The sequence below is a fragment of the Kitasatospora albolonga genome (assembly GCA_002082585.1).
GTDB lineage: Bacteria > Actinomycetota > Actinomycetes > Streptomycetales > Streptomycetaceae > Streptomyces > Streptomyces stephensoniae.
The window spans coordinates 7,745,136-7,765,291 of the sequence record CP020563.1 but is presented as its reverse complement, the minus strand read 5'-3'; the positions used below and the strand labels follow the sequence as shown (position 1 = coordinate 7,765,291).

At 73.7% G+C, this 20,156-nt stretch carries 20 protein-coding genes and 1 pseudogene; 7 read left to right on the top strand and 14 right to left on the bottom strand.

Features of this window, described 5'->3' with window-relative positions:
* Window positions 1–11: 11 nt before the first annotated feature.
* Window positions 12–1,001 (bottom strand): hypothetical protein, encoded by a 990-nt coding sequence (locus B7C62_33690; protein ID ARF76685.1) that lies wholly within the window; start codon window positions 999–1,001, stop codon window positions 12–14.
* 444 nt (window positions 1,002–1,445) lie between these two features.
* Window positions 1,446–1,781: pseudogene (locus B7C62_33685) on the bottom strand (PE family protein).
* A 125-nt stretch (window positions 1,782–1,906) separates the two neighbouring features.
* On the opposite strand from B7C62_33685, the gene B7C62_33680 reads away from it, so the two are divergent.
* The gene (locus tag B7C62_33680; protein ID ARF76684.1) at window positions 1,907–2,671 is read left to right on the top strand and encodes a hypothetical protein; all 765 of its coding nucleotides are present in this window, start codon (window positions 1,907–1,909) and stop codon (window positions 2,669–2,671) included.
* Window positions 2,672–2,887: 216 nt separating this feature from the next.
* Window positions 2,888–3,460 carry a hypothetical protein gene (locus tag B7C62_33675; protein ID ARF76683.1) on the top strand — a complete coding sequence of 191 codons (573 nt, stop codon included), beginning with the start codon at window positions 2,888–2,890 and terminating at the stop codon, window positions 3,458–3,460.
* 103 nt (window positions 3,461–3,563) lie between these two features.
* On the opposite strand, the gene B7C62_33670 is transcribed toward B7C62_33675, so the two are convergent.
* Window positions 3,564–4,046: a hypothetical protein gene (locus B7C62_33670; protein ID ARF76682.1), complete on the bottom strand. Its 483-nt coding sequence runs from the start codon at window positions 4,044–4,046 to the stop codon at window positions 3,564–3,566.
* A gap of 326 nt (window positions 4,047–4,372) precedes the next feature.
* Between B7C62_33670 and B7C62_33665 the strand changes: the two genes are divergently transcribed.
* Window positions 4,373–5,035 (top strand): class F sortase, encoded by a 663-nt coding sequence (locus B7C62_33665; protein ID ARF76681.1) that lies wholly within the window; start codon window positions 4,373–4,375, stop codon window positions 5,033–5,035.
* 108 nt (window positions 5,036–5,143) lie between these two features.
* On the opposite strand, the gene B7C62_33660 is transcribed toward B7C62_33665, so the two are convergent.
* Together B7C62_33660 and B7C62_33655 are read right to left on the bottom strand one after the other, a co-directional pair.
* Window positions 5,144–6,526 carry a hypothetical protein gene (locus tag B7C62_33660; protein ARF76680.1) on the bottom strand — a complete coding sequence of 461 codons (1,383 nt, stop codon included), beginning with the start codon at window positions 6,524–6,526 and terminating at the stop codon, window positions 5,144–5,146.
* Between the two features lie 116 nt (window positions 6,527–6,642).
* A complete protein-coding gene (locus tag B7C62_33655; protein ID ARF76679.1) occupies window positions 6,643–7,494 on the bottom strand; it encodes an oligosaccharide deacetylase in 852 nt (283 codons plus the stop codon).
* Between the two features lie 120 nt (window positions 7,495–7,614).
* On the opposite strand from B7C62_33655, the gene B7C62_33650 reads away from it, so the two are divergent.
* Window positions 7,615–8,076 (top strand): universal stress protein UspA, encoded by a 462-nt coding sequence (locus B7C62_33650; protein ID ARF76678.1) that lies wholly within the window; start codon window positions 7,615–7,617, stop codon window positions 8,074–8,076.
* An 18-nt stretch (window positions 8,077–8,094) separates the two neighbouring features.
* Here B7C62_33650 and B7C62_33645 read toward each other — a convergent pair whose 3' ends face one another.
* A complete protein-coding gene (locus tag B7C62_33645) occupies window positions 8,095–9,321 on the bottom strand; it encodes a hypothetical protein (GenBank protein ARF76677.1) in 1,227 nt (408 codons plus the stop codon).
* Window positions 9,322–9,589: 268 nt separating this feature from the next.
* On the opposite strand from B7C62_33645, the gene B7C62_33640 reads away from it, so the two are divergent.
* Entirely contained in the window at window positions 9,590–10,162 is a 573-nt protein-coding gene (locus B7C62_33640; GenBank protein ID ARF76676.1) for an RNA polymerase subunit sigma, read from the top strand.
* Here B7C62_33640 and B7C62_33635 read toward each other — a convergent pair.
* Window positions 10,096–10,293 carry a hypothetical protein gene (locus B7C62_33635; GenBank protein ID ARF76675.1) on the bottom strand — a complete coding sequence of 66 codons (198 nt, stop codon included), beginning with the start codon at window positions 10,291–10,293 and terminating at the stop codon, window positions 10,096–10,098. The two genes, B7C62_33640 and B7C62_33635, sit on opposite strands and share 67 nt — an antisense overlap.
* A gap of 112 nt (window positions 10,294–10,405) precedes the next feature.
* Between B7C62_33635 and B7C62_33630 the strand changes: the two genes are divergently transcribed.
* Complete coding sequence (locus B7C62_33630; GenBank protein ARF76674.1) at window positions 10,406–10,924, top strand: hypothetical protein; 519 nt, start codon at window positions 10,406–10,408, stop codon at window positions 10,922–10,924.
* 23 nt (window positions 10,925–10,947) lie between these two features.
* On the opposite strand, the gene B7C62_33625 is transcribed toward B7C62_33630, so the two are convergent.
* The 4 genes from B7C62_33625 to B7C62_33610 form a co-directional block, all read right to left on the bottom strand.
* Window positions 10,948–12,168, bottom strand: coding sequence for a sensor histidine kinase (locus B7C62_33625; protein ARF76673.1), 1,221 nt, complete (start codon window positions 12,166–12,168; stop codon window positions 10,948–10,950).
* Window positions 12,165–13,667 (bottom strand): cation acetate symporter, encoded by a 1,503-nt coding sequence (locus tag B7C62_33620; protein ID ARF76672.1) that lies wholly within the window; start codon window positions 13,665–13,667, stop codon window positions 12,165–12,167. The genes B7C62_33625 and B7C62_33620 overlap by 4 nt, the downstream gene beginning before the upstream one ends.
* Window positions 13,664–14,026 (bottom strand): hypothetical protein, encoded by a 363-nt coding sequence (locus tag B7C62_33615; GenBank protein ID ARF76671.1) that lies wholly within the window; start codon window positions 14,024–14,026, stop codon window positions 13,664–13,666. The genes B7C62_33620 and B7C62_33615 overlap by 4 nt, the downstream gene beginning before the upstream one ends.
* A 102-nt stretch (window positions 14,027–14,128) precedes the next feature.
* On the bottom strand, window positions 14,129–14,881 hold the full coding sequence (locus B7C62_33610; protein ARF76670.1) for a DNA-binding response regulator: 753 nt from the start codon (window positions 14,879–14,881) through the stop codon (window positions 14,129–14,131).
* 71 nt (window positions 14,882–14,952) lie between these two features.
* Between B7C62_33610 and B7C62_33605 the strand changes: the two genes are divergently transcribed.
* Window positions 14,953–15,597 carry a hypothetical protein gene (locus B7C62_33605; protein ARF76669.1) on the top strand — a complete coding sequence of 215 codons (645 nt, stop codon included), beginning with the start codon at window positions 14,953–14,955 and terminating at the stop codon, window positions 15,595–15,597.
* Window positions 15,598–15,625: 28 nt separating this feature from the next.
* On the opposite strand, the gene B7C62_33600 is transcribed toward B7C62_33605, so the two are convergent.
* The 3 genes from B7C62_33600 to B7C62_33590 all read right to left on the bottom strand — a co-directional run bounded on the left by B7C62_33600 (window position 15,626) and on the right by B7C62_33590 (window position 20,074).
* Window positions 15,626–16,486 (bottom strand): endonuclease VIII, encoded by an 861-nt coding sequence (locus B7C62_33600; protein ID ARF76668.1) that lies wholly within the window; start codon window positions 16,484–16,486, stop codon window positions 15,626–15,628.
* A gap of 36 nt (window positions 16,487–16,522) precedes the next feature.
* Entirely contained in the window at window positions 16,523–17,890 is a 1,368-nt protein-coding gene (locus B7C62_33595) for a wax ester/triacylglycerol synthase family O-acyltransferase (GenBank protein ID ARF76667.1), read from the bottom strand.
* Between the two features lie 117 nt (window positions 17,891–18,007).
* A complete protein-coding gene (locus tag B7C62_33590) occupies window positions 18,008–20,074 on the bottom strand; it encodes a protein phosphatase (GenBank protein ID ARF76666.1) in 2,067 nt (688 codons plus the stop codon).
* Window positions 20,075–20,156: the final 82 nt, after the last annotated feature.

The window sequence follows — 20,156 nt, the reverse complement described above, 5'->3', positions numbered from 1 at the left end:
CTACTGGGCGGTTACTTCGCTCCACCGACGAGCTTGGAATCGGGTGAGACCGCGAACCACGTGCCGCCGACTCCCTGGCCGTTGACATCACCCGGCTTCTCGTCCCCGGCGAAGGTATAGATGGGCCAGCAGTCGATGGTCTGCTGCTTGATGCCGTCGGGGCGGTCGAAAGTGACAAATCCCTTCTTGGTCACGCCTTCCACCGAGTTCTTGGAGACGGGGGCGACCACCGGCCACTTCTTGAGGCAGTCGCCGGTGCAGGCTGTCTTCATCGGCCATGCGGTGTCCTTGGTGAACCGGTAAACCGTCATCCCCCGCTTGTCCACCACGATGTCACCGAGTTCCGGGTCCTTGCGCACGGAAAGTCCCGCCGCGTCGGCCGGTTCGGCGGCGTCCGCACCGCCGGTGTCGGGGCCGCCGGTGTCCGCGCCGCCGGTATCGGCCGCCGCTGCCTTCTTCCCGTCGGGGGCAGCGGCGAACCAGGTGCCGCCGACGCCCTGGCCGTTGGTCTGCCCCGGCGCGGTGTCCTTCGCGTACCGGTACATCGGCCAGCCGTCGACGGTGAGCTGCCTGGAGCCGTCGGTCCGGGTGACCTCGCCGAGCAGCGAGGCGTCGGTCCCGGCGGCCGCGGTGGCATCGCCCGCGGCCACCACCGGCCAGATATTGGCGCAGTCGCCGTCGCAGTTCGACTTCGGCGGGTTCGCGGTGTCCTTGTCGAAGCGGTAGAGCGTGAACCCCTCGCTGTCGGTGAGCACCTTTCCGAGCTTCTTGCTCTCCTGTACGCCGAGTTGGCCCGCCGCCTTCGGGGCGGCGGCGTCCTTGCCGGAGCCGTAACCGCCGCCCGAGCCGTATCCGCCCTCCGCCGGCTGCTGCGCCGGGGCCGCGTTGCCCACCGACTGGCCGTTGGGAGAGGCCGGGCCCTGCTCCTGACCGCACGCCGTCGTCAGCGTCAAAAGGGCCGCGGCGGTGACCGCGAGCGAGGCGTTGCGCCAGGTGTTCATGTCGACTCCCGTAGTACGTCGTCGTATCCGCTCCGATGCGGCGCGAGCCCGCGCCGTTCATGGCCCTAGGTACGGGGCGTCACGGGGGTCGCGTTCAACGCGGAACCGAGAAGAATGCCGGGATGAATGCGGCGGGTGGCGCATCACGGGGGCGGCAAGGGGCAGTTGGGGAAGTCAACCGGGCGCAAACCCGAACGACGCATTGTCCCACCATCAGGCGAATCAACGCCGAGTACAGGCGTGTCGCCCGAGAACGTGGATCATGCTCCCCGTCGTGTACGGAACCCGCATCGGGCGGCTCTCGACAGCCGCCGCACTCGTCTGGCTGATAGCCGTACCGCTGCCCGCGAACGCCGACAGCTGCGCGGTGGCCACCATCGGGGAGGGCGACGGCAGTACCTCGGTCGCCGTGGCGGGGAGCGGGGGCTGCGGGGCGGTCACCACACCGGAACCGCCGCCTCCATCTCCGTCCCCGGAGCCACCACCGCCCCCACCGCCACCGCCGCCTCCACCCCCTCCTCCGCCGCCCCCACCTCCATCACCGGAGCCGCCACCACCGCCTCCCCCTCCACCGCCGCCTCCGCCACCACCCCCGGCTCCGGCTCCGGAACCGCCGCCACCTCCGCCGCCTCCCGCGCCGGAGGTCGCACCCGTGCCCGCGCCGAAACCGGCACCGGCACCGAAGCCTTCGCCCAAGCCGTCGCCGAAGCCGTCGCCGGTCCCCTCGGTGCGTCCGGAGCCGCCGGAGCCCCGGGCCGTGGCGCTTCCGACGTACCGCAAAACCACCGGCAGGGAGCCGCGGAGCGGGCCCTCGCTGGTGTCCACGACCCTGCTGATCACCGCCCCGGCGGTGTTCGCCGTCGCCGTACTGCGGCCCCGATCGTCCCGCTGACGAGGAGATGTCCATGTCCGAATGGCTCGTCCTGAGCATTGCCATGGCCTCGGCCTGCGCGGTCGTGCTCACCATCGCAGTCCTCAACAACCGGCGGATCGCCGATGACGACGACCCGTCCCAGACACCCGACGTCATCGAGTACATGACGATGATGATCGGCGTGGTCTACGCGATCGTGCTGGGTCTGGCCATCGCCGGGGTCTGGGAGGGCCGCAGCGCCGCCCAGGAGTCCGTACGGCTGGAGGCGCAGGCGCTGCACGAGGTGCGGGAGCGCTCCTCGGTCTACCCGGTGGAGGTCCGCGACCGCATCCGCGCGGACGTGGACGCGTACGTCGCCCATGTCGTCGACGAGGAGTGGCGGGTGATGGCCGAACAGGGCACCCTCACCGAACGCGGCACGGAACTGCTGGCCCGGGTGCGGGCGGGCGTCACCGACTACGAGCCGCGGACCGAGCACGAGGGGCAGGCGTACCAGCCGCTGGTGGACCAGGTGGCGGCGGCGGACGACGCCCGCAGCTCACGGGGGGAGAACGCGGGCGAGACGATGCCCGGGGTGGTGTGGTTCGGGCTGATCATCGGGGCGCTGGTGACGGTCGGGCTGATCTTCACCCTCCAGATCCGCAGAACCTTCCGGGAACTGCTGCTGGCGGGGCTCTTCAGCGCGCTGATCGCGTTCCTGCTCTTCCTGATCTGGTCCTTCGACTCACCGTTCGGCCGGGGCGTCACGGCCACCGCCGCCCCGTTCCTCGATCTGTTCCCGGACGCCGTCCGCTGATCTCCGCTCCCCCGGCCGGTGACCCGCCGGTGAACTCGCGGGCGCCCCCGTCGGCGAACCCGCGGTGCGCCGGTCGGGGGAGAGAATGACCCGTTCGCCGGACCCCGATAGCGGTAGGCAGGACCCGCTCCTAGCGTGTCGGGCATCGAGGTGCATTTTTCCTGCTATGTGGAAATTCATTCCGCAGCTGCCCCTCGGGGAACCGGAGGAACCACCATGCGCGCGATACGTGTCGCACCCTTCGCCCTACTGGGCGCCACCGCCCTGACCCTGCTGGCTCCGTCCGCCGCCCACGCCACGCCGGACGGGGCCATCAACACGTTCAACCCGACGATCAGCCCCTCGGTCGTCGCGCCGGGCGGCCGGGTCACCCTCGGGGGCGGCGGGTGCACCGGGGAGACGACCGTCACCTCGGGCATCTTCGACACGACCGTCATCCCGAGCGGCAGCACCACGGCCACCGCCACCGTCGACACGGACGCCCGGCGGGGCGCGGTCTACGCGGTGACGTTCTCCTGCGGCTCCACCGGCACCACCCGGAACGTCAACCTGACGATCACCGCCGGGGCCACCGCCACCCCGACGCCCACGACCGCGCCGACCACGGCCCCGACCGTGAGCTCCACGGCCATCGCGCCGATCGCACCGAGCGGCGTACGCGGCGGACTCGGCGGCAGCTCCGGCACCCCGGACACCGCGCAGCTCGCGGCGGGCGCGGCCCTCGTGCTCACGGCCGCCGCCGGCACCCTCTACTTCGCCCGCCGCCGCAGTGCCGACCGCCGGCACTGACGGCACCGACGGCACGAGGTACGGTGCACACGACAGTCGCCCCGGGTCCTGGTCCAGGACTCGGGGCGACGGGCGTATCGGGCCGGGCGGGAGGTCCGACGTCCTAGAAGGCCGCATGGCTCGTCCGCCGACGCCGGACGAGGAAGACCGCGCCACCGACGGCCGCCGCGGCCACCAGTCCGCCGCCGACCTGCATCTCGGTGGAGTTCGGCCCCATCGAGCCGCCGAGGCCGCCCTGCGCGCCGTTGCCCGCGAGCACGGTGAACTTGTGCGTCGCGATGCGGTCGTTGTCACTGCACTTCACGGAGAGGTGGTAGTGACCCGGCGTGGTGTTGTTCCGGACGCGGGCGTGGGCGTAGTTGGTGCCGTCACCCGCCGACAGGCTGGTCGTCGGGAACGCGTTCGACCAGACCTTGCCGCCGTGGCCGCAGCCCTGTGCGGTGACCTTCAGCGTGCCGCCCTGGTGGACCGACTGAGGGTTGACGGCGACGTTGACCGGGCCGTTGGTGGCGGCGGCCATGGGGGCGGCGAGCCCGACAGCTGCGAAAGCGGTCACGGTGACCGCGAGAGCGCGTGAAGCACGCATCGTGTGGACCTCCAGCGGGAAACGCCCCGGAGTCCTGTCCTCCGGGAATGGATCGACGTGAACGCCTCCCATGACGAACACTCACCAGTCGACCGTCGGGTCGCACTTCGGCACTGCTCCACCCCGGTGACGCGACACGCCGTACGGAAACCCCTGAATCTGACGGAGTCGCAGGTCACAGGGCATCAGAATTTTTATCTGCTCATTACTCCGAAGGGCAGTCACCCCGGTGGGCCGGATTCCGCCCGCCACCCGTTCGCCGCTCTCTGATCGCCGCCCGGCGCCGCCGCCCCTAACGTTCCAAACGTCGCGACGAAGGGAGCACCATGGGCCGGGACTACGCTGGCGCCGAGCGGACCAGACGCGTGCCGTGGGGGGCCGTCGCCCTGGTCATGCTCACGGGCCTCGCCCTCATGCGCAACGGGGCGGAGTTCGGGGAGGAGGGCCCGCCGCAGCCGGCGGCCGCCGCCTCGCTGGACCTGAGCGGCGACGCCCCAGGGCCGGAGGTGGAGGGCGAGCAGGTGCGGCCGCTGCCGTACGCCCCCGCATCCCGGGTGAAGATCTCGTCCATCAACGTGGACGCCCCCGTCATCGACGTGAACCTGGACGCGAACGGCTGGATCGACGCCCCGCCCGCCGAGGACCCCAACCTGGCCGGCTGGTACCAGAACGGCATCGCGCCCGGCCAGCGCGGCACCGCCGTGGTCGTCGGCCATGTCGACAATATGTCGGGGCCCGCCGTCTTCTACGGGCTCGGCTCGCTCCAGAAGGGCCACCGCGTCGAGGTGGAACGCTACGACGGCCGGGTCGGGGTCTTCGAGGTCTACGGGGTCGAGGTCTTCTCCAAGAACGACTTTCCCGGCGCCCGGGTCTACGGCGACACGGGCCACGCGGAGCTGCGGGTGATCACCTGCGGCGGGGCGTACTCGAAGGCGGGCGGCTACGACGGGAACGTGGTGGTCTTCGCCCGGCTAGTCGAGACCCGCTGACGCGGCGCCGCACCCGACGCCGCTCCCGGTACCCCCGACGCCGCTCCCGGTACCCCCGACGCCGTTCCCGGCACCTCCAGCACCACACCGCGCCGCACCGCACCGGTTTCAGCCGGGAACGCCCTCCCGGTCCAGGAGCGCGGCCATCTCCCCGGGCGGCAGCGCGGGGTTGACGGCCGCGGCCGGTGCCGTACCGGGGTCCGCCAGCAGTTCCAGCAGCCTGGGCAGCGGAAGCCGCGGGTCGCGAGCGGCCGCCCGCCGCACCCCCTCGTCCGGGTCCCGGCTCAGCCGTTCGACGAGCTCCGCCGTGGCTGCCGGGTCGCGCAGGGACAGGGCGCGGGCCCTGGAGTCCGGCGCGTCGGCGCATCGCCGGGCGAGACCGGCCGCCGGGAACCCCGGCCGGGCGGTCAGCATCCCCACGGCCCGGTGTCCGCCGTGGAGGTACAGGTCGAGCAGCAGCTCCGCCGGGGCCCCGGGATGGCATTCGGCGAGCAGCAGCCGTACGGCGAAGTCCGCGTCCCCGGCCAGGAGTTCGACGCAGTCCTGCGGCAGCCCGGGGCAGACCGCGGCGCTGCGCCGCAGCCAGGTGTGCGCGGATCTCGCGCACCGCCGGAGGGTCTCCGGGTCGTGCCGCGCCTCCCCCACCCACCGCAGGGGGTCCAGCCGGTCCTCGGGCCCGACCCGCCAGTCGATCGCGGCCCGCTCGTCCTCCGAGAGCTCCGGACGCGCCGACACGGCCAGCCGGACGGCCGGGTTCCCGTGGTCCGCGAGCCCGGCCGCCAGGTCGGCGGGGAGGGCCGGGTTGAGCGCGAGCCGGGCGAGCAGCACCTCATCGGCCACCAGGCGTTCGGCGAGGGCCCGCCCGAGTCTGCCCCGCTCCGCCACCTCCCCCAGGCGCCAGTCGTCCGCCAGTGTCCGGACGAGCTCCTCGGTGCGCTCCTCGTCCTCGTCCATGACCTGGAGCGAGGCCGCGGTGCGCACGTCTCCGTCGGGGTCCGTGAGCAGCGCCGAGCGCGCGTCACCGCTGAGCAGATGCCACACACGTCGGCAGGCGGCCAGCCGGAACAACGGGTCCGCGTGCCCGGCGAGCGGAACGAGGACGTGGTCCGGCGCGGACGGGGCGTTGACCGTCTCGTACCGGACCATGCCCCGCTCGTGGTTCAGGAGCCGTTCGTACGCCCGGTCCGGCAGCGGCGGCACCTGGACGCGGTACGGGTGGGGTCCCATCGCGACCGCGAGCGCGTCGGACGCCGGTCCGTCCAGGAGCCGGGCCCGCAGTCCGGGACCGGCGGTCCAGCTCTGGGCCAGCAGGGTCCGCACCCAGCGGTCGGGGTGGGCGAGCATGGCCTCGGCGACCTCGTCGGGCAGCACGGCGCGGTACGAGAGCCGATGGGTGATCCCCCGGTCGTTCAGCGCCAGCAGCCTCAGCAGCACCCCGGCCGGAGCCGCCGGATTGCCCGCCAGGGCGTAGGCCCCGTACCGCTCTGCCATGGTTCCCCCCGCAGGTGGCGCGTCACCGGTGATGCGTCCACGCGCCCGGGGCGGCACCCCGGGCGCGTACGGGAGGCACCGTATCCTCCGGGGTCCGGCCCCGGCGGACCGGCCGCTCAGACCCGCTGCGGCACCGTGACGCGGTAGCCGTCGTCGAGCAGCCGGGGGAGGTAGCGGCGCAGGGCCGCGACGCTCTGGGACCGGTTGCCGCCCGCGTCGTGCGAGAGGACGACGGCACCGGGCGCCGCTCCGCCCAGCACCCGGCGGACGATGGTGCTCGTCCCCGGGGTGGTCCAGTCGAGCGTGTCGACCGTCCAGGCCAGCGGCTCCATGCCGAGATCGGCGCCGATCTCGAAGGAGTTGCGGTTCCACGCGCCGTACGGGGCCCGGTACCAGAGCGGCGGGGTGCCGAGCGTCGCGTCCACGATGTCGCTGGTACGTCCCAGCTCGTCGCGGATCGCGGCGCGGGAAAGCCCCGGGATCAGCGGGTGCGACCAGGAGTGGTTGCCCACCACATGGCCGTCGTCCGCCATCTCGCGCAGCAGGTCCCGGTTGCCCTCGGCCATCTCGCCGCAGACGAAGAACATCGCGCGGACCCGGTGCTTGCGCAGGGTGGCCAGGATGTCGGGGGTGTAGCGCGGGTGGGGGCCGTCGTCGAAGGTGAGCACCATCGAGCGGCCGAGGTCGGGGAGCTCCTCGAAGGGCCGGGTGCGCACGGGGGGTGCGGCGGGCCGGAAGCGGGGCGGGGTGGCCGCCGTCATGGGTTGCAGGCGGTACGCGGGCGGGCGGCCCGGTAGGCCGGAGGGCGGCCCCGGGGCCGCCGCGGGTGGGGTGCCCGCGGCGCGTGCGGGGCGGGTGGGGGTCGAGGCGGGGTCGGCGGCGATCAGATGCACGGTGGCGGCGGCCCCGAGGCCGAGGGCGACCTTCAGCAAGGTGCGGCGGTCGGGCCGGAGGTGATCACTTCTCATGGCCAACTGCTCGCACGGCCGGGCGCCCTCGCTGGCCGCCGACACCGGAGGCCGACCGTTTTGTACCCATTCGATGCAGTGCCCGGCTCGATCCGGACGAGAGGCCCTAGCCTCGGAACCGTGACAGAGCAGCAGCACCATCAGTTCGAACGCGGTACGGACGGGCCCAAGGTGATCGTCGCGGGGCTCGACGGGTCCGACTCGTCCATGCGCGCCGCCGCCTATGCCGCCGGGCTCGCCCGGCGGCAGAACGCCCGGCTGGCCCTGGTCTACGTCCAGCCCGTGATCTCCTCGGGCGCGGCGCTGGGCGTGCCCATCGGTGACACGACGGGGGAGGTCGCCCAGGAGCTGGCCGAGGAGATCCGGGAGTCGGCGGAGCGGCTGAAGGACACCTGGGACGTGCGCTGGGAGTTCCACACGTTCCGCGGCGACCCGTACAACGGGCTGGTGACGGCGGCCGAGGAACTCACCGCCGACGCCGTGGTGGTGGGGGCGTCGGAGTCGGCGGGGCACCGGTTCATCGGCTCGGTGGCCGTGCGGCTGGTGAAGGCGGGGCGCTGGCCGGTGACGGTGGTGCCGTAGCCCCTCGGCACCTCCCGGCTACTCCCCCATCACCAGGCCGTCCTTCCCCGCGCCCCGGCCGAGGGTCACGTCCCGGATGCGGTCGCGGACCTCGCGGTGGTGGCCGGCCCCTGCCTTGATGGCGGCGTTGAGGTTGACGGCCCGCCCGGTGCCGGTGTCGTACCACTGGGGAACGAACTCGGCCTTCGCGACCGTCCACCGCTCGCCGGGCCGTGCGGGCGGGGCGAAGGTGAAGCGGCCCAGGGTGCCCTGGTTGCCGCGCGGGTCCTGGACGCCCTGGTAGTTGATCATCGCACCCGCGATCTGGTCGCCCATGCCGTAGACGACCCAGGTGCCGTTGACCTTCTCGTACGCCTGCGGGACGTGCGCGTGGGTGCCGATGATCAGGTCGATGTCGGGGCGGCCCGCGTCTTGGGAGGCGGTGAGGCGGTCGGCCAGCTCCAGCTGGCGGGCGTCCGGTTCGTCCTGCCACTCGGTGCCCCAGTGCGCGGAGAGCACGACGACATCGGCGCCCGCCCGCCGGGCGGCCCTGGCCTCCGCCACGATCTTCCCCTCGTCGATCAGGTTGACCGTCCACGGCTTCCCGGCGGGCAGCGGGATGTCGTTGGTGCCGTAGGTGTACGCGAGATGGGCGACCTTCGCCGCCCGTTTGCCGGGACCCGCGGACAGGATCGTGGGCTTCGCCGCCTCGGCGGCGGAGCGGGCCGATCCGGCGTGCCGGACGCCTGCCCCGTCCAGGGCCCCGAGGGTGCGGGCGACCCCGTCGGCGCCGTCGTCCAGGGTGTGGTTGGAGGCGGTGGAGCAGGAGTCGTAGCCGGTGGCGGCGAGGGCGGTGGCGACCTCGGGCGGTGACTTGAAGGCCGGGTAGCCGGTGTAGGGGCCGCCGTCCTTCCCGTACACCGTCTCCATGTGGCAGAGGGCGAGGTCGGCGCCGGAGACGACCGGGGCGACGCCCTTGAGCATCGGCGTGAAGTCGTAGCCCCGGCCGCCCGCGTCGGCCGCCGCCCGGTCGATGACGGAGGAGTGCGGCAGGACGTCACCGGAGGCGACGAGGGTGAAGGGGCGCGGTACGTCGGCGTCCTGGCCGCCCGCGCCCCGGGCGGCGGAGGGCGGTGCGCCCGTCGGTGTGCCCGTCGGTGTGATCGGGGCGGGCTCCCGGGGCGGCTGCTGCGCGGTGCAGCCGGTGGCCGCGGCGAGCAGGAGGGCGAGGGCGGCGACGGTGCCCGGTCGGATGCGCTGCGTCATCTGCTCGACTCCATGTCCGGATGGTTACGACCGTCCGACTCAACAGATCGTCATACCGCCGAATCAAGGAGCATTGCCGCATATCTAGCTGAACTGGTCGTACCGTCCGACCCCGACGGCCCCTTGACCGTTCGCCGCACCATTCGCCGCACTGAGCGACCGCTCGTCGCACGCCTCGGTGCACCGCCTGTTCCCGCGGCGCCGAATGCGTTCGTATACGCCAGGCGGCAGCGAGGCCGCCAGGGGCCTCCCGCGGGAAAGGACGTTCATGAACACCACGACGACGACCGATGAGCGGGCCATCGCGGAGTTGCAGCGGGACCACGGCCCCGCCCTCTTCCACTTCCTGCTCGGCCTCACCTTCGGGGACCGGCAGCGGGCCGAGGACCTGGTGCAGGAGACCCTGGTACGCGCCTGGCAGCACCCGGAGGCGTTCGACGCGCCCTACGACTCGATGCGGCCCTGGCTGTTCACCGTCGGCCGCCGCCTCGCCATCGACGCCCGGCGCTCCCGCCTGGCGCGCCCCGCCGAGGTGAGCGATCTGCTGCTGGAGAGCGCCCCGGCGGTCCAGGACACCGCCGAATCGGCCGTCCATGCCCTGGACGTCCGCGAGGCGGTCCGCACGCTGAGCCCCGAGCACCGGGCGGTGCTGGTGGAGCTCTACTTCCACGGGCTGAGCGTCACCGAGACCGCCGAGGCGCTGGGCATCCCCGCCGGTACCGTCAAGTCCCGTTCGTACTACGCCCTGCGGCTGCTCTCGCGCAATCTGCCCGGCTACTCCCGGAGGTCCTCCGCCCGCAACAGCGCGAGCAGGGCCGACGCCTCCGCCACCGCCGCGTAGTCCCGGGCGCAGCCGTCGCAGCGCCGCAGGTGGCGGGCGACCCGGCAGGTCTCCTCGGCGTCCAGCGCGTCCAGGACGTACGCGCCCAGCAGCAGGCGCACATGCGGGTCATCGCCGGGGTCGGTGGTCATTCGCAGCCTCGCATCTCCTGGGCGATCCTCCGCTTCTGCCCACGCGGGGCGGCCGCCCCCGGTTCAATGCTGCGTGGAGCCCGGTACCGAGCAAGGAAAGAGGCGAGACGGGATGCGTCCCGAGGATACGGATGGGACCGGTGGGGACGGGCTGCCGGTACCGATGGCCTGGCTGTGCACCGAGTACATCGCGGACGAGCTGTTGCGCACCGGCGACCTGATGGAACCGACGACGCTGGAGTTCCGGGCCGGGCGCGACGCGCTCGCCCTCACGATATTCCTCTCCGGCCTCCTCCGGGAGCCCGCGGTCTCCCGCGCGCTGTCCGAGGCGCGCGTCGACGAGCTGCGGCTGCTCACGGCGTACGGGACCGCCTGGCGGAGCTGGGTCTGCGAGCAGCTCGCGGAGTCGGAGCTGCGGGCCCGGCCCGGTGACCCCGATCTGGCGCTGGCCCGGGCGGCCTGGCGGTGGCTGGAGGAGACCGAGCTGCTCGCCGCGGACCTGGACGCGATCGTGCCCGCGCCCCGGGAGGCGGCGGGCGGCGCGCACGGCACCGAGGGGGAGGTCCAGGTGTGGACCCCCGCCTGGCAACTGGGGCTGCCGCTGGGGCACTTGGCCGTCCATCTGTGCTGAGAAGGCCGGGCGCGGCCCGGGGCTCATGAACCGTGCACGCCCGCGCGGTACTTGGGCAGCCGGAGCGTGATCTTCATGCCCGCGCCGATCCCGGTCTCGATGACGAGCCCGTACCCGTCCCCGTACACCTGGCGCAGCCGCTCGTCCACGTTGAGCAGGCCGATACCGGTGGAGGGGGCGGTGGCCTCGCCGCGCAGGATGCGGCGCAGCCGTTCGGGGTCCATGCCGCCGCCGTTGTCCTCGATCACCACCTCGGCCTCCGATCCGGCGTCGAGCGCGCTGATGGTGATCCGGAACGGGGTGTCGGCGGGCCGCTCGCGCGCCGGGGTGCCGGTCCCCTCCAGGCCGTGCTTGACGGCGTTCTCCACCAGCGGCTGGAGGCAGAGGAAGGGCAGGGCGACCGGCAGCACCTCGGGGGCGACCTGGAGGGTGACGGAGAGCCGTTTGCCGAAGCGGGCCCGGACGAGCGCCAAGTACTGGTCGATGGAATGGAGTTCGTCGGCCAGGGTGGTGAACTCGCCGTGCCGCCGGAAGGAGTAGCGGGTGAAGTCGGCGAACTCCAGGAGCAGTTCGCGGGCCTGCTCGGGGTCGGTGCGGACGAACGAGGCGATGGCGGCGAGGGAGTTGAAGATGAAGTGCGGGGAGATCTGGGCCCGCAGCGCCTTGATCTCGGCCTCGATCAGCTGCGTACGGGAGCGGTCCAGCTCGGCCAGTTCCAGCTGTACGCAGACCCAGCGCGCGACCTCCCCCGCCGCCCGGGCCAGCACCGCCGACTCGCGCGGGGCGTAGGCGACGAGCGCGCCGAGCACCCGGTTCTCGACGGTGAGCGGGACGGCGACCGCCCAGCGCAGGGGGCAGTCGAGGTCGGCGCAGCCGCTGTCGAAGGCGGTGCCGCGGCCGCCCTCCAGCAACTCCCCGACCTGGCCCATCACGTCCTTGCCGTGATGGTGCCCGGCGCCGTCCCAGACCAGGACACGTTCCCGGTCGGTGAGGCAGAGGGCGTCGGTGCCGAGCAGGGAGCGCAGCCGCCGGGCCGAGCGCCGGGCGCTCTCCTCGGTGAGCCCGGCGCGGAGCGGGGGCGCGGCGAGGGAGGCGGTGTGCAGGGTCTCGAAGGTGGCGTGCTCGACGGGGGTGCCGACATCGCTGGGCCGCAGCGGGCGGGCGGTGCGGCGGCCCAGCAGGAACCCGGCGCCGAGGAGCAGCGCCGCCAGGACGGCGAGGACGGCGACCGAGGCCCCGGTCACCGCTCCCGCCCGGCGGCGCGCCCCGAGGTCAGGGCCTCGGGGAGGTGGAAGCGGGTCATGGCCGCGTTGGTGCCCGGCGGTATCCGCCCCGGTGTGGCGAGCGAGACGAGGATCATGGCGAGAAACCCCACGGGGACGGACCAGACGGCGGGCCAGGCGAGCAGGGCGTGCGGCCAGCCGGGCGGGGTGACGGCCCCGCTCACGGTGATGGCGACGGCGAGGAGGGCCGAGCCGCCGCCGAGCAGGAGCCCCGCGACCGCGCCCGGCGGGGTGAGGCGGCGCCACCAGATGCCGAGGACGAGCAGCGGGCAGAAGGAGGAGGCGGAGACGGCGAAGGCCATGCCCACCGCGTCGGCCACCGGCACCCGGCTGACCAGCAGCGAACCGGCGAGCGGCACGGCGACGGCGAGGACGGTGGCGAGCCGGAAGTGGCGCACCCCGCGTGAGGGCAGCACGTCCTGGGTGATGACCCCGGCGACCGCCATGGTGAGCCCGGACGCGGTGGAGAGGAACGCGGCGAACGCCCCGCCCGCGATCAGCGCGCCGAGCAGATCGCCGCCGAGCCCGCCGATGACCCGGGCGGGCAGCAGCAGGACGGCCGCGTCGGCGTCGCCCCCGTACCGCAGCTCGGGGGCGTACAACCGGCCCAGTGCCCCGTAGATGGGCGGCAGCAGGTAGAAGAGGCCGACCAGGGCGAGGACGGCGACGGTGGTGCGGCGGGCGTCGCGGCCGTTGGGGCTGGTGTAGAAGCGGACGACGACGTGCGGCAGGCCCATGGTGCCGAGGAAGGTCGCCACGATGAGTCCGTACGTGGCGTAGAGCGGGTGGTCGGCGCGGAAGACGGCGAACTGGTCGTCGAAGCTGACCCGGGGGCGGCCGTCGCCTTGCCAGGCGAGGACGAGGAAGAGGGCGGGGACCAGCAGCGCGGTCAGTTTCAGCCAGTACTGGAAGACCTGGACGAAGGTGATGGAGCGCATCCCGCCCGCCGCCACCGCGACCATCACCACGGTGGCGACGAGCACATCGCCGAGCCAGCCGGGCGCCCCGGTGAGGATCTTCAGCGTCAGCCCGGCGCCCTGGAGCTGCGGGACGAGGTAGAGCCACCCCGCGCCGACCACGAGAATGCTCACCACCCGCCGGACATGGAGCGATTCGAGCCGCCCCTCGGCGAAGTCCGGCAGGGTGTACGCCCCCGAGCGGCGCAAGGGTGCGGCGACGAAGACCAGCAGCACGAGGTATCCGGCGGTGTAGCCGACCGGGTACCAGAGCATGTCGGGGCCGTGCAGCAGGACGAGCCCCGCGACGCCGAGGAAGGAGGCGGCGGAGAGGTACTCCCCGCTGATCGCGGCGGCGTTCAGCCGGGGCCGCACGGTCCGGGACGCCACGTAGAAGTCGGAGGTCGTACGGGAGATGCGCAGGCCGAAGCCGCCGACGAGGACGGTGGCGAGGACGACGAGGGCGACCGCCACCCAGGACGCCGTGTGGTCGGGGGTGCTCACGGTGCGGGGCGGCCCTCCACCAGCCGGGCGAAGTCGCGTTCGTTGCGCTCGGCCCGGCGCACGTACCACCAGGCGGCCAGGGTGAGCGGCGGGTAGGTGGCGAAGCCGAGGACCGCCCAGACGAGGGCGGAGCTGTTCAGGGCGGCGAAGAGGAGCGGCAGGGTGCCCGCGACGAGGGCGAGCACGGCGAAGACGGTGAGTCCGGCGCGGAGCTGGCTGCGCATCAGCGAGCGGACGTAGGCGCCGCCGAGGGCGGTCTGCTCCTCGATCTCCGCCTGGGTGCGGTAGCGGGGCAGCGGACGCACCCGGCGGGGCTCTCCCGTGACGACTTCGCGCCGGGGTGCGGTCTCCGGTGACATGGGCTCGGAGTCTAGGCGGCGGCAGGCCGTGCTGGGAAGGCTTGCACGGAGCGGCTTCGGCGGAGGTCACCCCAGGTCACGAGCGTATCGACGGCTTCGCGGTCAGCGTCCGCCCTGGCGCATCAGCAGGTCGCGCAGGGCCCGGGTGTGGCGGCGGCTGACGGCGAGCTCGGCCTCCCCGATGCGCACGCTCATGCTTCCCGCGTCGAGCCGCAGCTCGTCGATCCGGTCGAGGGCCACGAGGTGGCGGCGGTGGATGCGGACGAAGCCGCGCGAGCGCCAGCGCTCCTCCAGGGTGGTGAGCGGGATGCGGACGAGGTGGCTGCCGGTCGCGGTGTGCAGCCGGGCGTAGTCGCCCTGCGCCTCGGCGTACGCGATCTCGTCGACCGGGACGAAGCGGATGACGCCGCCCAGCTCGACCGGGATCTGGTCGGCGGCGGTGTCGTTGACCGGGGCCGACCGGTCCCCGACCTGCTCGGCGACCCGGCGCACGGCCTCGGCGAGGCGTTCGCGGCGGACCGGTTTGAGGACGTAGTCGACGGCCTTGAGGTCGAAGGCGTGCACGGCGAAGCCCTCGTGCGCGGTGACGAAGACGATGAGCGGGGGCGAGGCGAACCCGGCGAGCAGCTGGGCGACGTCGAGGCCGGTGAGGCCCGCCATGTGGATGTCGAGGAAGACGACGTCGATCGCGGACGGGTCGTCGGGGCCCGCGTCCACGGCGCCGCCGATGCGGCGCAGCGCCTCGGTCGCCCCGGTGGCGCCCTCGGCGCTGCGGACACGGGGGTCGGCGCGCAGGAGGTAGAGGAGTTCCTCCAGGGCGGGTGGTTCGTCGTCGACGGCGAGTACGCGCAGCATGAGGCCGGAGTTTAGGGGCTCCGGGGCCTCCTGGCTTGAGTGAATCCCGGCTTGTTCCCGTACCGCAGTACATGCAGACGACCGAGCCCCACATCCGGGTGGGGGCCTATGCGCTGGGCGTGCTCGGGAGGGCCGACGCCTTCCGGTTCGAGGAGCATCTGGAGGAGTGTCCGCTGTGCCGTGTCCGGGCGCGCGAGCTGGCCGGGGTGGCGGCCCGGCTGGCGGTGGCCGGGCCGGTGGTGCGGCCGGGCCCCGGGTTCGCGGACCGGCTGGTGGCGGCGGTGGCGGACGGGCGGCGCCGGGCGGGGCGGCGGCGGCTCGCGCTGGTCGCGGCGGTGGTGCTGGCGGTGGGCGGCCCGTGGGCGGTGGCGGGGTCGTCGGACGGTCCGGCGGGCGACCGGCCGGGCGGGGTGCGGGTGGAGCGGTGGGTGGGGGCGGACCCGGGGTCGGGGGCGGCGGCGGTGGTGACGGCGGCGGGTCACGAGTGGGGGACGGCGGTGGCGCTGGAGGCCGTACGGATGCCGGCCGAGGGGGTGTGCGCGCTGGTCGCGGTGGGCCGGGACGGCAGCGAGGAGACGGTGGGCAGCTGGTCGGCCGGGGGCGCGGGGGGCGGGCTGGTGGAGGTGGCGGGCGGGGCGGCGCTGCCACCGGAGGGCATCGACCGCTTCGAGGTGCGGACGGCGGAGGGGCGGCGGCTGGTGACGGTGACGCGGTGAGCGGCCGGGCGGCCCGGCGGGCGGCGGGTCACTTGAGGAACTTGGACATCCTCCGGTCGGCCAGCGGTTTGCCGCCCGTCTGGCAGGTGGGGCAGTACTGGAGCGAGGAGTCGCTGAAGGAGACCTCCAGGATGGTGTCGCCGCAGACCGGGCAGGGCTCCCCCGTGCGGCCGTGGACGCGCATCCCGCTCCTCTTCTCGGACTTGAGCTTTCCGGCCTCCACCCCGGCGGAGCGCGCCACGGCGTCCTTCAGGGTGGTGCGCAGCGCGGTGTACAGGCGGGTGATGTCGTCCTCGTCGAGGTCGGCGGTCCGTTTGAACGGGGACATCTTCGCCACATGCAGGATCTCGTCGCTGTAGGCGTTGCCGATGCCCGCGATGAGCGACTGGTCGCGGAGCGCGCCCTTGATCTGGCGGCGCGCCCCGCCGACGACCGCGGCGAACGCGTCCCGGTCGAAGGCGTCGGCGAGGGGGTCGGGGCCGAGGCGGGCGATGCCGGGGACCTCCATGGGGTCGCGCACCAGGTGGACGGAGAGGCGCTTCTTGGTGCCCATCTCCGTGAGGTCGAAGCCGTCGCCGTCCGCGGTCACCAGCCGCAGGGCGAGCGGTCCCTTGCCGGGGCGCGGCGGGGCGGCCGGGAAGGAGTCCTTCCAGCGCAGCCACCCCGCCCGGGCCAGGTGGGTGCAGAGGTGCAGCCCGCCCGCCCCGATGTCGAGGAACTTGCCGTGGCGGGCGACCGAGGTGACGGTGGTGCCTTCGAGGGCGGTCAGCGGCGGGTCGTACGTCTTCAGGACGCTGATCGCCAGCGGGAGGACGCGGGCGATCTCCTTGCCGACCAGGTGGTCGCCGAGGAAGACCCGCAGGGCTTCGACTTCGGGCAGCTCGGGCATGCGTCCAGCCTGCCGCAGGCGGCGTACGGCTGCCTGTCAGACGACCGGCTCGGGCACGCGGGCGTCCGAGCCGGTCACCAGCGCCTCCAGCTCCCCGAACTCCTCCGCCACCGCCCCGGCCAGCCGGTCCAGGTCGGGCAGCGCCTTGCCGTCCGCCACCAGGCCCACATGCACCCGGCCGCCGTACGTCGACAGGGCGACGGCCAGCGACTGGCCCCGGGCCAGCGGTGCCATCGGGTAGAGCGCGCTCAGCGGGCAGCCGCCGAGCGAGAGCGCGGAGCGGGGCAGGGGCACGCTGGTGACGAGCAGGTCGAAGAGCATCCGGGCGGCGTTCGCGGCCAGGGGTGCGCCGAACCGGTGGGCCAGCGGGTGCAGTTGGTCGGCGAGTACGGCGACGGCTCCGGCGCCCTTGAGGGGCCCGGCCGCCTTGTTGCGGTCCATCGCCGCCCGGACCGCCCGGAGCCGTTCGCGGGGGTCGGCCGCGCCGACGGGCAGGTCGAGGAGGTAGGCGGAGAGGCGGTTCCCCGTCACCGTACCGCCGGGCCTGCGCCGGGAGACGGGGACCAGGGCGCGCGGGTCGGTGCCGGGCAGCGCCTCGCCGCGCTCCGCCATCCAGCGGCGCAGGGCCCCGGCGACCACGGCGAGCAGGATGTCGTTGGCGGTGCCGCCCTCGGCCCGGCGGACGCGCTGGAGGGCCGTGGCGTCCAGGTCGGCGGTGGCCAGCCGCCGGGTGCCGCTGGAGGGTGCGGTGAGGGCGGTGGAGCGCAGGTCCAGGCGGCCCGCGCGGACGACGGAGGCGCCCACGCCCAGCGCCCGGCCGACCTCGCCGATCCGGCCGAGGGCCATGCCCGCCATCTCGCGGGGGTCGGGGAGCCAGGAGCGGGGCGGGACGGCGGGACGGCCGCGCGCGGCGGACCGGGCGGTGGTGGCGGCGATCTCGTCGAAGATCCCGGCCCCGATGGCGACCGCCCGCATCCCGTCGGCCAGCGCGTGGTGCAGCTTGACCAGCACGGCGAAGGGCCCGTCGGCGGCGCCGCCGATCAGGTACATCTGCCAGGGCGGCAGCCCCCGGCCCAGCGGCTGTTCCATCAGCTCCCCGGCCAGCCGGGTGGCGCCCGCCATGAAGTCGCCGTCGGCCACGGTGACGCGGCGCACGTGCCGGTGCACGTCGAAGTCCTTGTCCACGGCCCAGGCGGCGCCGCCGACCGGCAGCAGGACGTCCCGTACGCACATCCGCAGCCGGGGGATCGCGGCGGCCCGGGTGCGGAGCAGCTCCAGGACGTGGGGCGGGGTGGCACCCGGCACCGGGGCGAAGACGGCGAGCGCGCCCAGGTGCATGGGGTGGGCGTCGGATTCGAGGTGCCAGAAGGCCAGGTCGAGCGGGGCCAGGAGTTCGGTTCCCAACAGGGGGCCTCATGTCGTCGGGGGCGGAACGGCCGTACCCCCGCAGTCAATCCTTTGCGGTCGGTTACGGTCAAGTACGGACATGTTACGTACTGTTACAGCACGGGTCTCCGCGCATCACGACCGCTCGGGGATCAGGAACTCGCACCACACGCACTTGCCGCTGCCCCGGGACTCCACGCCCCAGACGTCGGCCAGCCGGTCGACGAGCATCAGCCCGCGCCCCGAGACCCCCGACTCCCCCGCGTCCCGGCGCCGGGGCAGGGCGCTGGAGCGGTCCTCCACGTCGACGCGCAGCCGCCGCTCGGAGCCGGCCATCACCCGGATCGTCACGACGGCCCCGCCGTCGGTGTGCATCAGGGCGTTGGTGATCAGCTCGTCGGCGGCCAGTTCGATCTCGTCGGCCCGCTCCTTGGCCCCCCAGGCGCGTACCGCCGCCCGGATCATGTGCCGGGCCGAGCTGAGCGCCTCGGGGTCGTTCTGGGCGACGTGCTGGCGGAGCCGTCCGCCGGGCTGGGGGGCCTGGGCGGCCCGGCGGCGGAGCAGCAGGAGCGCCACGTCGTCCTGGCCGCCGCGCACGTCGACGGCGTCGCAGAGTTCGTCGGCCAGTTTCTGGAGGTTCTGCGGGCCGTTGGAGACGAGCGTGGTCAGCAGCTGCATGCCCTCGTCGAGGTCGGAGCCGGGCAGCTCCACCAGCCCGTCGGTGAACAGGATCATCGTCTGGCCCGGGTCCAGCTCCGCCGTGCCCACCGGGTACTCCAGCCGCCCGAACTCGGCGGAGAGGCCGAGCGGCAGCCCGCCCTCGGCGGGCATCCGGCGGCAGCTCCCGTCCACGTCCCGGACCAGCGGGTCGACATGGCCCGCCCGGACGAACTGGACGACCCCGGTGGTCAGGTCGACCTCGGCGTAGGTGCAGGTGGCGAAGCGGTCGGTGTCCAGCTCGTGGAGGAAGACGGAGGCGCGGGCCATGACGGTGGCGGGGCTGTGGCCCTCGGCGGCGTAGGCGCGCAGCACGATCCGCAGCTGTCCCATGACGGCGGCGGCGTGGGTGTCGTGCCCCTGTACGTCCCCGATGACGGCGCCGACCCGGCCGCCGGGCAGCGGGATCAGGTCGTACCAGTCGCCGCCGATGTCCCGGCCGAGCCGGGCCGAGCGGTAGCGGACGGCGACCTGGGCGCCGGGGACGGCGGGAATCCGGCGGGGCAGCATCGCCTGCTGGAGCCCCTCGGCGAGGTCGTGCTCCTGCTCGTAGAGCATGGCCCGCTGGAGGCTCTGGGCGATGGAGGTGCCGAGCGCCATGAGCAGGTTGCGCTCGTCGGGGGTGAAGCCCGCCTTGTCGCGGTAGAGCAGGCCCAGCGCGCCGATCGGGCGGGCCTGGGCGATCAGCGGCATGTAGGCGGCCGAGGTGATCCCGAGGTGGCTGATGCTGGGCCAGAGGATCGGGTAGGAGTCGGCGAAGTCCTCGGCGGACTCGATGAAGCGCGGGGTGAGCGTGCGGACGACCTCGCTCATCGGGTACTGCTCGTCCACCCGGGTGAACCGGGTGCCGGGGACGTACGCGCCCTCGGGTCCGTCGGCCACCAGGTGGATGCGGCCGGACTCCAGCAGGCCCATGACGAGGCTGGTGGCGCCCAGGTGGGCGAGGCCCTGGGAGTTCTTGAGGACGGCGATGACGTCCTTGACCGTACGGGCGTGGGCCAGGGCCGCCGTGGTGCCCTCCACCAGGCTGGTGCGCTGGCGGCGGTCGAGGTCCAGCTCCTGGCGGGCGGAGGAGTCGGCGAGCTCCTGGGTGGCGTCGCGGACGATCCCGATGATGCGGCGGGGCCGGCCGGTCTCGTCGCGGCGGACGAAGCCCTGGGTGTGGGTCCAGCGCAGGGTTCCGTCGCGGCGCTGGATGCGGAAGTAGGCGCCGTAGTTGGCGCGCCCGCTCTTGAGCGCCTGCGAGACCATCCCGTCCAGGCGTACGGCCTCGTCGGTCGGTACGCGCTGCGCGAGCGAGGCAGGCCGGTCGTCGTACTCCTCGGCGGTCAGGTCGAACACGTCGAGGGCGGGCTGGTCCATGTGCATGAGGCCGGTGTCCAGATCCCAGTCGAAGCTGCCCATACGGTTCAGGGCGAGGCTGAGGTCCGGGTGGGCGGGCCAGTCGTCCGGGAGTGACAGGGCACCCGCTACCCGATCATCCATGTGGGCCACTCTGCCACCATTTGTCCGATTCTTCGAGTGATCCGTGCGGCGGCCGGAGCGGTCGCCGCACGGGCTGAGGGGG